11 protein-coding genes and 1 pseudogene are annotated in these 12,868 nt (G+C 54.0%); all 12 read left to right on the forward strand.

The window, feature by feature from the left end:
• Positions 1-37: 37 nt before the first annotated feature.
• The 12 genes and pseudogenes from ACHZCJ_RS07865 (at position 38) to ACHZCJ_RS07920 (ending at position 12,852) form a co-directional block, all read left to right on the forward strand.
• Positions 38-955 (forward strand): ABC transporter permease, encoded by a 918-nt coding sequence (locus tag ACHZCJ_RS07865; RefSeq protein ID WP_321325370.1) that lies wholly within the window; start codon positions 38-40, stop codon positions 953-955.
• 4 nt (positions 956-959) lie between these two features.
• Positions 960-1,796 carry an ABC transporter permease gene (locus tag ACHZCJ_RS07870; protein ID WP_321325371.1) on the forward strand — a complete coding sequence of 279 codons (837 nt, stop codon included), beginning with the start codon at positions 960-962 and terminating at the stop codon, positions 1,794-1,796.
• Positions 1,789-2,763, forward strand: coding sequence for an ABC transporter ATP-binding protein (locus ACHZCJ_RS07875; RefSeq protein ID WP_321325373.1), 975 nt, complete (start codon positions 1,789-1,791; stop codon positions 2,761-2,763). The genes ACHZCJ_RS07870 and ACHZCJ_RS07875 overlap by 8 nt, the downstream gene beginning before the upstream one ends.
• A complete protein-coding gene (locus tag ACHZCJ_RS07880; RefSeq protein WP_321325375.1) occupies positions 2,756-3,733 on the forward strand; it encodes an oligopeptide/dipeptide ABC transporter ATP-binding protein in 978 nt (325 codons plus the stop codon). Before ACHZCJ_RS07875 ends, ACHZCJ_RS07880 begins: the two co-directional genes overlap by 8 nt.
• 142 nt (positions 3,734-3,875) lie before the next feature.
• Positions 3,876-4,305 (forward strand): annotated as a pseudogene (locus tag ACHZCJ_RS07885) (DDE-type integrase/transposase/recombinase); the annotation flags it as partial.
• Between the two features lie 260 nt (positions 4,306-4,565).
• Complete coding sequence (locus ACHZCJ_RS07890) at positions 4,566-5,168, forward strand: TetR/AcrR family transcriptional regulator (protein WP_321325377.1); 603 nt, start codon at positions 4,566-4,568, stop codon at positions 5,166-5,168.
• Between the two features lie 283 nt (positions 5,169-5,451).
• Positions 5,452-7,326, forward strand: a complete 1,875-nt coding sequence (locus ACHZCJ_RS07895; protein ID WP_321325379.1) for an arylsulfatase — start codon at positions 5,452-5,454, stop codon at positions 7,324-7,326.
• Positions 7,327-7,337: 11 nt separating this feature from the next.
• The gene (locus ACHZCJ_RS07900) at positions 7,338-8,120 is read left to right on the forward strand and encodes an enoyl-CoA hydratase (RefSeq protein WP_321325381.1); all 783 of its coding nucleotides are present in this window, start codon (positions 7,338-7,340) and stop codon (positions 8,118-8,120) included.
• A 91-nt stretch (positions 8,121-8,211) separates the two neighbouring features.
• Positions 8,212-9,396 carry an alpha/beta hydrolase gene (locus tag ACHZCJ_RS07905; RefSeq protein WP_321325383.1) on the forward strand — a complete coding sequence of 395 codons (1,185 nt, stop codon included), beginning with the start codon at positions 8,212-8,214 and terminating at the stop codon, positions 9,394-9,396.
• 484 nt (positions 9,397-9,880) lie between these two features.
• A complete protein-coding gene (locus tag ACHZCJ_RS07910; protein WP_321325387.1) occupies positions 9,881-10,663 on the forward strand; it encodes an SDR family NAD(P)-dependent oxidoreductase in 783 nt (260 codons plus the stop codon).
• Positions 10,664-10,696: 33 nt separating this feature from the next.
• Complete coding sequence (locus ACHZCJ_RS07915) at positions 10,697-11,923, forward strand: CoA transferase (RefSeq protein WP_321325389.1); 1,227 nt, start codon at positions 10,697-10,699, stop codon at positions 11,921-11,923.
• Between the two features lie 38 nt (positions 11,924-11,961).
• On the forward strand, positions 11,962-12,852 hold the full coding sequence (locus tag ACHZCJ_RS07920; RefSeq protein WP_321325391.1) for a hydroxymethylglutaryl-CoA lyase: 891 nt from the start codon (positions 11,962-11,964) through the stop codon (positions 12,850-12,852).
• Positions 12,853-12,868 lie beyond the last annotated feature (16 nt).

Below are 12,868 nucleotides of genomic sequence, written 5' to 3' on the forward strand. Positions count from 1 at the left end.
TAGTATTCAGTCAGCTGACAGCCCGACGGGAATCATCATGTTACAATTTGCAATTCGCCAATTAATTTGGGTTCCCATCACCCTCCTTCTGGTGATCACTGTTACCTTTTTTGTGCTGCGTCTTACCGGCGATCCGGCAACGCTGTACCTCGATGCAACAGCTACACCCGAACAGTTGGACATCCTGCGCCGTCAACTTGGACTGGATAAGCCATTAATCGTACAATACGGACGTTTTCTAGGAGACATTCTTACCCTTGATTTCGGCCATTCTCTTCAATTCCAAGCACCCGCAATCAACATCGTAATCGGCCGACTAGGTGCAACTTTTGTGTTAATCGTTGCGTCGCTGTTCCTTTCCTTGGTGCTGGGATTGGTCGGAGGCCTTGTATCGGCAATTTACAAGGATCGTGCGGCCGACGTAGCAATCTCAACTTTCGCCGTTGTCGGCCAATCAATGCCCAGCTTCTGGCTGGGTATCCTCCTCGTGCAACTCTTCTCGCTGCAGTTGGGTTGGCTACCAACATCGGGAACTGGCGGCTGGCTTCACCTCGTTCTCCCGGCAACTACCCTCGCCGCCTTCATTACGCCCAACTTGATCCTCATTACTCGAACAGCCGTGCTAGAAGCGAGTGCCGAGCAATTTGTTACCACTGCGAAAGCAAAGGGACTGGGCCCGATTTATATTCTGGTTCGCCACATACTGCCGAATGCAATGAACCCGATCATCAGTTTCTTTGGCATGCAGGTTGGCCGACTAGTCGGCGGCTCGGTCGTCACCGAGACAATTTTCGCCTGGCCCGGAATTGGCCGATTGATGATCGGCGCCGTCTATCAACGCGATGTCCCGGTCGTGGTAGCCACCGTAACCGTCACCTGTTTGGCGATCATCCTCGCCAATCTTGTGGTCAGTCTTATGCTTGCGGCAGCCGACCCCCGGATAAAGTTGAATTAACATTATGTTGGGATCCGGATTAAAAATCACTCTTGGCGGGCTAGTGGTCGTCATCCTCGCCGCTCTAGCCATTTCTGCGCCGGTGCTCGCGCCCTTCGATCCCTTGCAGCAGGACCTGCTCAATCGTATTGTCCCGCCGGTGTGGGCAGATGGCGGTAGTTGGGAACACCCCCTTGGCACGGACAATTACGGCAGAGATGTGCTGTCAAGACTCATCCACGGGTCGCGTATATCGATCTTAGTCGGGTTCACATCGATGCTTTTATCTTGCACGATAGGTACATTTTGCGGGGTGATAGCAGCCTATCGCGGCGGGCGGCTAGGCGCATTCATCACGCGCTTCGCTGACGCGCATCTGGCCTTTCCTGAGATTCTTCTAGCCATTCTGATTGTCGCCACACTGGGCGGCGGCCTACTGACGATTGTAATGATACTCGGGATCTCGTCGTGGATGGTCTATGCCCGTGTAATCTATGGCTTGACTCTTTCAATCAAGGAGCGTCCCTTCATCGAGGCGGTGCAAGCCCAAGGCGCTAGCGGCTGGTACATCGTTCGCCAACATATCCTGCCACACCTGATGCCAATCATCATAGTAATATCGACCCTGCAAGTGGCGCAAATGATCCTTACTGAAACCGCGCTTTCTTTCTTGGGGTTAGGTATACCACCTCCAACCCCCAGCTGGGGCAACGTTCTGGCCGAAGGACGCGATCGCTTATTGATCGCACCGTGGATCGCGAACAGCGCCGGCATCGCAATCATAATGGTCGTCTGGGGCATCAACATGCTGGGCAACGGTCTACGTGAAAAGCTCGACCCGAACGAGGTGACACGTGGTTGATACTACCCCCATTCTCGATATTCGCGACCTGACGGTAAAGTTTCGCTCGGGCGGACAGCTTCTGCCTGCCGTCGATCGCTGTTCTTTCAGCATCGGCAAAGGCGAGGTCCTCGGGCTAGTTGGGGAAAGCGGATCGGGCAAGTCGACAACCGCCATGGCTATGCTTGGCCTGCTGCCAAAAAACGCCGTTATTGAAGGCGATGCGCACTTCGGTGGCGCCAACATCCTTACCTTGCCAGAGACTGAATTGACCGCATTGCGTGGCAGGCGCATCTCGATGATTTTTCAGGATCCCATGTCCTCACTTAACCCAGTCCTTACGGTCGGAGAGCAAGTGGCAGAACCGTTGGTCGCGCATTACGGATTGCCTCCGATGGAAGCGCAGACGCGCGCTCTCGAGTTACTCGATCGGGTAAAAATCCCGGATGCGCGTCGACGCTTACACTCCTACCCCAACGAACTGTCGGGCGGATTGCGCCAGCGGGTTATGATCGCAATGGCACTGGCCTGCGAACCGGAACTCTTGCTCGCGGACGAACCGACCACTGCGCTGGACGTGACGGTTCAGGCGCAAATTCTCGATCTGCTTCTTGACCTGCGTGATGAATCCGGACTCTCGATTTTGCTGATTACGCACGATCTTGGGGTGGTAGCCAATTTCGCCGATCAAGTGGCGGTAATGTATTGCGGACGATTGATGGAGACTGCTCCGGTAAACACTTTTTTTGACTCCCCATCCCATCCTTACACCGAAGCTTTGATCCGATCGATACCCACAGACAACGGGGCTCCACGTCTCGAGACCATTCCCGGCTCGGTACCGAAACTGACCGACCTCCCGCCGGGCTGCCCTTTTTCCACGAGATGCCAGCATCACTTCACGGCCTGCGACGAAACGGTGCCAGTCCTGCGGGAGATCGCGCCTAGCCATTTCTCAGCTTGTGTCAGGACGCCCGATTATGCCTAAGACTAAGCCTGTTGCGCGTCCATTAATGACTGTTCGAGGACTAAAGAAACAGTTCCCGGTCGGCAAGCGCCTGTTGACGAAAGAGCCTAAGGCCTGGTTACGCGCGGTCGATGGTATCGACCTTGAGGTCTACAGCGGCAAAACGCTGGGTCTGGTGGGAGAATCTGGATGTGGCAAGTCTACACTTGGACGGCTGCTGATTCGCCTGCTTGAACCCAGCGACGGTCAGATAAAAATCGGGGATCAAGATATCTCGCACCTTTCGGGTCGCAGCCTTCAAGCGCTGCGTCACCGGTTCCAGATGGTGTTCCAAGACCCGATGGGCTCCCTCGATCCGCGTATGAAAATCGGTAAAAGCATGGCCGAACCGATGATAATTAGCGGCAGCGGCGAGCGCCGCGAACGGATCGCCGAAATGCTCGAAGCAGTCAGCTTATCAGCCGACATCGTCGACAGTTACCCACACGAGTTTTCTGGCGGACAAAGACAACGCATCTGTATAGCTCGCGCGCTGACCTTGGGCCCAGAACTCATCGTCGCGGACGAGCCGGTGGCAGCTCTCGACGTTTCAGTGCAGGCACAGATTGTAAACCTGTTTCAGGACATCCAAGACCGCACAGGCCTGGGCTACGTATTCATTTCGCACGACCTCGGCATCGTCCGCCATATCGCCGATGACGTGGCAGTAATGTATCTCGGTCGGATCGTCGAACGGGGTCCCGTGAAGGCGGTCCTCGACACACCGGCGCATCCGTATACACGGGCGTTGGTTTCGGCAATCCTTCCCCCGCGCCCTACTGGCTCCCGCTTCGTTCCGCCTGTTTCGGGTGACCTGCCAAGTCCGATGAACATACCCGAAGGATGCCGTTTCGCTTCTCGCTGCCCGATGGCAAAACAGATATGCCGCGAGGAAGAGCCCAGCCTCATGAAGGTGCTTGGAAGCCACCAAGCGGCCTGCCATTTTTCTTGAACGCCCAGCTTGGGCAGTCAGTTTGATCGCAAACTGTCTCCAAATGGCGCAACGATCCCCCATTGTCTCCCGTCAGCGATCGATAGACAAATTGGCAACACACGCGAAAGCCCCCGCGGAGCGGGTGGTCAAAGATACATGAAAAGTCGCCAGCGAGTTCAAGGACAAGACCACGGCGCACAACCAGCTGTGGCAGACCGACTTTTCCTATCTGAAGATCATTGGCTCGGGTTGGTATTATCTATCGACGATCCTCGACGATTACTCGCGCTACATTATCAGCTGGAAGCCGTGCGTCCGGCACATGTGGTGCACAAACCGCATCTGCTATGGGACAATGGGCCTAGCTACGTTGCGGGTGAACTTGCGGATTATCTGGCCGGTGATCTCGAAGCGCAGGTCCATGCATCCGTGGAGCATTATTAACACCGGCGCTGCCATAAAGCCTGAACAACGTAACGCCCGCCGATGTCCACTTCGGCAGGACGGAAGCCATCATCAAACATCGAGAAAGGATCAAACGAACGGCCATCGAAAATCGGCGTTTGCAATACCACAAGATCGCCGCCTAAAATCAAAAAACCAGATGGAACCAGATACTCGTCTGATTTAAACCGCCACATGCCTCGGATTGTCTGACGACGGACACGACAACGATAAATTGGCTTTGGGCGATACTCGAATGGCCATCCCCTCAGCCTTGTTGAGGGTGTTTGTATACTGGCCGCAATGATACAAGCCGCGTTGACACCTGCCTTCAGAAGCCCCTATTCGAACGATAGACTGATCACCAGATTAGTTAGCGGAGTTACAAACAACACGGGGCTGATATATGGCTGAGGTAAAGCGGCGGACTCAAGCTGAGCGACGCGAACAGGCAGAAGCCCGATTGCTCGATCAGGCGGTCAAACTGGTTGGCAAACTCGGCTATGACGGCTTTACACTCGCTGACGTCGCCGAAACCGCTGGCTATAGTAGAGGTCTTCCGGCCCATTATTTTGGCAGCAAGGAGGAGCTTCTCGCTCGGGTCGCAGAGCATGTGATAGGTTCTTACAACGAAGGCGCGGGAAATATTTCCTCGTATGAGCGCGGACTGCCGACACTGGTTGCGCTGGTACGCAAATATGTGAAAGGCCACGGGGTAGAAATTCGAACCTTGCAAATTTTGATCACGCAAGCATTGGTGATTCCTCGATTGCGCAAAACCATCGCCAAGCTCAATGCCGAGGGGAAGAAGAATATCGAAGCAGAAATCAGGATTGGGATAGAACAAGGCAATATCCGTCCAGATATTGATCCTACGGCCCACGCTGCTGTGATTTATTCGTTTCTTCGTGGGCAGATGGCATTTGCGGCACTGAACAAATCATTCGATCAGAATGCTGCGGGCGAGGAATTTGTTTCCTGCATGTGCGCCCGGCTCCAACCGAATTAGATCCGAGACCTACGACAATACAAAGAATGATGCCTCTCAGTGGTCGATGAACCACGCTGACAAATTTTCCTCAAATCTTATTTGTCGACCGAATAACAAATTACTTGAGTAGCGAATTGTAACATGGCATGATGCAACTTTGAACGATGCGGGACTCGATCGTTTTCTAAAAGCACCCGCAGCAAATTGGATCGCCGAACCGGCCGACCAGATAAATGGAGAGGCCAGTGTCGGAATTTGCGATTACACATAGGCACAACGCTCAACCCCGTGAGGCAAGGGCATGAACCGGCTGTTCAACGTTTGTTGTTTGGCTATTTTGACATTGTCAACAACGCCTACGTTAGCACAGCAAAGCAGACCAAATTTCCTCGTCGTTGTCGCCGATGACATGGGCTGGTCCGACCCGGGGTTTCTGGGCAGTAAAATTCGCACGCCGACCATAGATCGTCTGGCAAAACGCGGCATTTTCATGTCCAATTTCTACGTTGCCCCTACCTGCTCACCGACCCGGGCGATGTTGATGACCGGTGTCAGCAACCATGCCGCTGGCGTCGGCACGATGCGCAATATGCAGTCACCCAATCAACACGGTCGACTTGAATATGCGGCGCAGCTTCACAGCGGCGTAGTAACCGTTGCGGAGATGCTTTCCGCACATGGTTACCGCACCATGATGAGCGGCAAATGGCATCTCGCTGTCGACGCCAACCAATGGCCTCACCGGCGCGGTTTCCAGCGCAGCTTTGGTCTTGTCGAGGGCGGTGCAAGCCACTTTGCCGATCAAATGCTCATTACGCCGACGGAAGATGTCACTTATCACGAGGACGGGAAAGTCGTTCCGCTTACCAGTGATTTTTATTCGACAATCGGATATACCGACAAGATCATCGAATATATCCAAGAAGCTGGTGAAAAACCCTTTTTCGCCTATGTCGCCTATACTGCGCCGCATGATCCTCTGCAGGTACCGGCTGAATGGATGGATCGCTACAAGGGCGTGTTCGATGAAGGTCCGGCCAAAGCAAAAGAGAAACGTCGGCAGCGGTTGATCGAACTTGGCTTGATAGGCAAAGATGCAGAACTGGCGCAGACCAGGCAGATGCCCGCATGGCTGGACTCGCACAAGAAGCCCTGGACCGAGCGCAGCGAAAGCGAGCGCAAATCCGATGCCAAGCGCATGGAGATATATGCAGCGATGGTCGAGCTGCTTGATCAGCAGTTTGGCCGGATCATCGAGCAATTGCGACGTAGCGGACAGCTCGACAACACTTACGTGCTTTTCATGTCGGACAATGGCGCTTCAGCGTCCACCCCCTTGGTCTATCTCGGCAATTCGCGCGAGTGGGTGCACGACAATTTCGACCTTAGCGACGAAGCGATGGGCACTCGGGGATCCTACACAACAATGGGTGCCGATTGGGCCAATAATTCCAACACGCCCTTCAACCTGTTCAAAGGGACGATTGCTGAAGGTGGTGTGCGTTCGCCCCTTATCATAGCCGGGCCAAATATGGCCGAAGGCGTCATCCGCAAGATGCCCGGGCACGTGATGGACCTGACCCCGACATTCTTTGAACTGGCTGGCATCAATCCGGCCGAGGATCCGCTTTACAAGGGCAAATTGCAGCCAGCCGGTCAGTCGATCATGTCCATCCTGCAAGAGGATAAGGCCGACGACAACCGGATGCTGGTGACCGAATTGTTCGGCAATCGGATGGTGCGGAAGGGGCGTTGGAAAGCGGAATATATGCATCCGCCGTTCGGCAGCGGCGAATGGGAGTTGTTTGATATCGTTGCCGACCCAAGCGCAACCGAGAACCTCGCTGAAGAGCAGGCAGGATTGCTCGCTGAAATGCGCAAAGCTTATGACAATTTCGCCGGTAAAAATCACGTGACAGACGCAGTTGAACGCCCCAGCCGGAGCTCCAGCGTTACCTTTGAAGGGGAATGCAACTGGTGGTGCGAAACGAAGTTCGGTTTTGTGGATGTCCTCGCGAACAGAACGCAGCGCAACCTGCTGTTCGCGGCAATTCTTGTTGTGCCCTTGTTAGGCGGCTTTGCCTGGTATCGCAACAGGCGAAAGAAACACGATTTGCAAGTTGGAAACTACGGTCAGCCAGAGGCGCAAGCTTTCAACAACGATGTTCGATATTGAAGGAACGCAGGATGAGTGAATTGGTAACTCTTGAGGTTAGCGAAAGTATCGCCACGGTAACGCTCAACCGGCCCGAGGCGATGAACGCACTGTCCATAGCCTTGCGTGGGCAGCTCTATGATGTGATCCGCACTGTCGATGAAGATAGTGCCGTGCGCGCGGTGATCCTGACCGGGGCGGGCGAACGCGCTTTTACCGCTGGCATTGATTTGAAGGAACTGGGTTCTATCGAGGGCGCCCTGGGCAGCGCAGGAAGCGATCCTGTCAAGAAGAACGATCCTGCCCAGGCGATAGAGCAATGCCGCAAACCGGTTATCGGCGCGATCAACGGCGTGGCCATTACCGGCGGGTTTGAACTTGCACTGACGTGCGATGTTTTGATTGCCAGCACCAATGCCCGCTTTGCCGATACCCATGCCCGGGTCGGCGTTGTTCCGGGATGGGGATTGTCGCAAAAGCTCAGCCGGATCCTGGGGATCAGCCGCGCGAAGGAATTGAGCTTTACCGGCAATTTCATCGATGCGCAGCAAGCGCTTGAGTGGGGGCTGGTGAACCATGTTGTCGCACCGGACGAACTGCTGCCGCTCGCCCGTAAACTCGCTGGCGAGATGACGACCATCGATCCAGAGTTTCTGGCAACCTACAAAAGACTGATCGATGACGGCTATGCTGCCAATTTTGGTGACGCAATCGAAATGGAATATAAGCTCGCTTCCACCGCCAATGCGGAAGTTTCTCCCGAGGGGGTGGAGGCGCGCCGCAAGGATATATTGGAGCGGGGACGAAAGCAGTAGGTCAGTTAAAAAGAATGAGGCCCAAGCATGAGTAAGATGACCGGAATGCTTTCGCCGATGAGCAGCATAAATTCAAAAATTGGAGACCAACATGACAAATAAAATCTTATCTATGCCAGCCAAGACGTCGACCTTTGAAATCATACCGCTAAGCATAGCCTATGAAGAAAAAGCTGCATTCAAAGACACTTATGGCGGAGCAGTCGGCTGGGCATTCATCGGGGGTCTCTACTATAAGACAAAGACCGAGTCAGACACGGTGTTGATCAGCATGCATCCGATTGGCGGCACAGGACGCCTGTCGGTTATGAGCTTTTTTGCTGAACAGGGCATTCCCGTAATCGGTGCCGACAGCCGATATCGCGGCGTTGACAATGGCTTGAACATGGAAAAGGTGGTCACCGATCTTGGTGCCATTGTGCGCTATGCGAAAGAGACATTGGGGTACAAGAAGGTCGTCCTCCTGGGCTGGAGCGGTGGCGGTGCGCTTTCTTCCTATTATCAGGCACAGGCTGAAGCACCAACGGTTACAAGCTCGCCATGCGGAACAGGGCCAGATCTTACCAAAGCGGAACTTATCCCGGCGGATGCCGTCGTGTTCATGGCCGCTCACGTGTCCCGTCACGGCACATTGACCGAATGGCTGGATGCATCGATCACGGACGAAGCTGATCCGTATAATCGTGATCCTGATCTGGATATTTATTCCGGTGCCAATGGCCCTCCCTTTTCGGATGAATTTGTCGAACGCTACCGTGCCGCTCAAATCGCCCGCAACCGCAAGATCACCGCATGGGTAAAGGAAAAACTTGCCTGGCTGGAATCTTCGGGCCGCGAGAACGAGGAATTTGCATTCACCGTTCATGGCACCATGGCCGATCCACGATGGCTTGATCCGGCAATTGATGCAAATGACCGGAAACCGAACTGGTGCTACATGGGCGATCCAAAAATCGTCAACATGAGTCCGGTAGGCCTTGCGCGCGCGTCCACACTCCGCAGCTGGCTCTCTCAATGGAGCTATGACGATGCCAATGGTGATGGTCCCAAATGTGCCGCCAGCATCACCAAGCCGGTGCTCGTCATCAACAATACCGCAGACGATGCTTGCACACCAAGTCATTCGCAGCGCCTGTTTGATGGTGTCGCCCATGATGACAAGGAATTGCATCACATAGAAGGGGCTACCCACTATTATCAGAACCAGCCGGATCTGGGACGGCAAGCGGTATCGGTGGTCCAAGACTGGTTGCAGCGCAAAGGCTTTGATGTCTGACTACTTTTTAAGCAAGCGAACCGCGCAAGTAATATCCGACCTCCTTAAGCGGGAGTCCGGTGGATATTTCGCGCTGGTCTTGGATGATGGCAGATGACACTAAATTTAAACGACAAAATCTGGAATGATCATGACATTCACGAAATGGATGGCGGGAAAAGCCTTCTATTTGCCGATCGTCATTTCGCCGATCAAGCCACCAGCCCCCTCGCCTTTGAGCTTTGCGAAGCCGAGCCGTCGAAGTGCCCGATCCAGCGCTATCACTGGCGGAAGCTGATCAGATCATCTTTTGCCCAGGCAACGGTCAGCGATTTGCATTCATTGTACCCGGTCATGCCAAGGAACGGCTCGTGTCTGTAGAAAATGGAATGCCTATGGTGTTGAAATGTGAGGAGGAAATTCGAACCTTCGCGGATCAATGGTTCCGAACATCACCATGGGCACGGTCTGATCGGCCAACCAACAATTGAGAGGATGGATGATAATGGAAACCGAATTGGATGGATCGCTAAACCATGAAGGCCGCGTAATTCTAATCACCGGAGCTTCGTCGGGGCTCGGTGAGGAATTTGCGATTGCTTTGGCGCGAAATGGCGCAAAGATCGTATTGGGAGCGCGCCGGGAAGACAAGCTGTCGGCAATCGTCGAACAGATCGAGAAGAAGGGTGGTCAGGCAATCGCTGTTTCGCTCGACGTCACCGAAGAGGCGTCTGTCATTGCCGCATTTGACAAAGCCGAGGAGGTCTACGGCTTAGTTGACACTGTTATCGCCAACGCCGGCATCAATGAAGAAGGCTTTGCAACCAAGATATCCATGGAGAAGTTTGATGCTGTCCATGCAGTCAATAGTCGCGGGGTTTTCATAACGGTCCGCGAGGCGGGAAAGCGCCTGATTGCCGCAGGATCAGACGTTTCCGAGCGCGGCCGGATTGTCATATTGTCATCCATGGGCGGGCTCAATCCGCTGCCCTATTCCGTGACTTATAGCTCATCCAAAGCGGCGGCGGTAATGATGGCGCGAGGATTTGCGAAGGAATGGGCCAGTTTCGGCATATCGGTCAACGCACTGTGCCCCGGTTATATGATGACCGATATCGTTGAAGGCTGGTTTAAGACCGATGCCGGCAAAAAGATGGTCGACGACCTTCCAAGATCCCGCATGATGCCGGTCAAGGCGCTGCTTCCGATGATCAACTATCTGACCTCTGACGAGGGCGGCTATTCAACCGGCAGCGTCATCAAGATGGATGATGGACAAATGCCCTGAGGCATCCCGTGCCGCAGGAAAAAGGGGAATATTGTGACCAGCAGTGAAAATATAGACGAGCAAAAAACGGGCGGACCACTTGCCGGCCTGCGCGTGGTTGAAATGGGAACGTTGATAGCCGGGCCGTTCTGCGGGCAATTGCTGGGTGATTTGGGCGCCGAGGTGCTGAAAGTTGAGGCGCCGGGCGCCGGCGATCCTATGCGCAACTGGGGACAAGTGAAGCGCAACGGCCAGTCATATTGGTGGTCTGTCATCGGCCGAAACAAGAAAAGCATCACTTTAAACCTTCGTGAAAAAGAAGGGCAGGAAATCGCTCGCGATCTGATCAAGACCGCGGACATTTTGGTGGAGAATTTCCGCCCCGGCACAATGGAAAAATGGGGTCTGGGCTATGACGTGTTGTCGGCGGACAACCCGCGCCTGATAATGGCACGGATCAGCGGTTACGGGCAAGATGGGCCATATTCCCGGCGTGCGGGCTTTGGTTTGATAGGCGAGGCCATGGGCGGCCTGCGCCATGTTACAGGTTATCCGGATCGGCCGCCGACACGGATCGGAATTTCCATTGGAGATTCCTTAACCGCAACATTTGCCGCGTTGGGCTGTCTGGCAGCGCTAAGATCTCGTGATATCACCGGCCGTGGACAGATAGTCGACAGTGCGCTCTATGAGTCAGTTTTGGCGATGATGGAGAGCCTGGTCCCTGAATATTGCGGCGAAGGCCATCAACGGGATCGGTCGGGAGCTATTCTCCCCAAAATCGCGCCATCAAATGTCTACCCTTGCGCAAATGGTGACAGCATATTGATTGCCGCCAATCAGGATACGGTATTTGCACGGCTATGCGAGCTGATGGACAGGAATGAGTTTTTGGACGACCCGCGTTTTTGTGACCATGTTGCGCGCGGTGAAAATCAAGAACTGATCGATGATATCATTTCGAAGTGGAGCGAACCACAGGCCGCCGAAGACTTGCTGCAAGCACTTGATGAGGCGGGCGTACCAGCCGGGAAGATATTCCAGGTCAAGGATATGATTGACGATCCGCAGTTCCTCTCGCGCAAGGCTTTGATTGATGTTGAGACTCCCGGCCTGGGTAAGGTCAAGATGCAAAATGTCGTGCCCAAATTATCGGACACACCGGGACAAGTTCGGTCACCCGCACCTGAATTGGGTCAGCACACGCAATCCATTCTCGAAGACTATCTCAATCTGTCGAGCGAACAGATCGATGTCTTGAGGACCAGAAAAATAGTCTGAGGTGGGCAGTCGGACCTCTCGGAGAAGGGAATTTGAACATGGATAAAATCAACCTGGTAGAACTCGGCCCGCGTGACGGTCTGCAAAATGAAAAGCTGCCTTTACCGGTGGAGACAAAGGTCGCTCTGATCAACCGGCTGGTGGATGCCGGGTTTAAAACGATCGAAGCAGGCGCATTCGTGTCTCCCAAAAAAGTGCCGCAAATGGCGAACTCCGGAGAAGTATTGGCAAAAATCAACCGTCCGAAAGGCGTCTCCTTTCCAGTCCTTGCACCAAATATTCAGGGCTATGAGGCGGCGAAGGAAAGCGGTGCAGATACTATTGCCGTATTTGCCAGCGCTTCGGAAACTTTTAGCCAGAGAAACATTAACTGTTCAATCGAAGAAAGCATGAGCCGTTTCAAGGCCGTCATCGACGCAGCCAAGAAAGATGGTATTCGTTCGCGCGGCTATATTTCAAATGTGCTCGGCTGCCCTTATGAAGGAAAAGTTTCGACGAGCACTGTCATCGAGCTCACCAATAAGCTGTTGGAAATGGGCTGCTATGAGATTTCGCTATGCGATACCATTGGCGTCGGAACGCCGCTCAAGGCCAGAAAGCTTATCCGAGATGTGAAATCGGAAATCCCGGTTGAGAAAATCGCAGGCCATTTCCACGATACTTACGGTCAGGCGTTGGCCAATAGTTTCATATGGCTTGAAGAAGGCGTGCGAACGTTTGATTCTTCAGTTAGCGGCCTGGGCGGCTGCCCCTTTGCAGAAGGTGCCAGCGGGAATCTTGCCACAGAAGATCTCGTCTACGGGCTGGAAGGCTCGGGGCTCGATACCTCGGTAAATCTGGAACAGCTGATTGAGATTAGTCGCTGGATTTCCGGCGAATTGAACAAACAGCCAGCATCACATGTGACGGCTGCCCTGCAGTCTAGATAATCAACCCGTTAGGAGG

This window comes from uncultured Parasphingorhabdus sp., assembly GCF_963677535.2.
Taxonomy (GTDB): domain Bacteria; phylum Pseudomonadota; class Alphaproteobacteria; order Sphingomonadales; family Sphingomonadaceae; genus Parasphingorhabdus.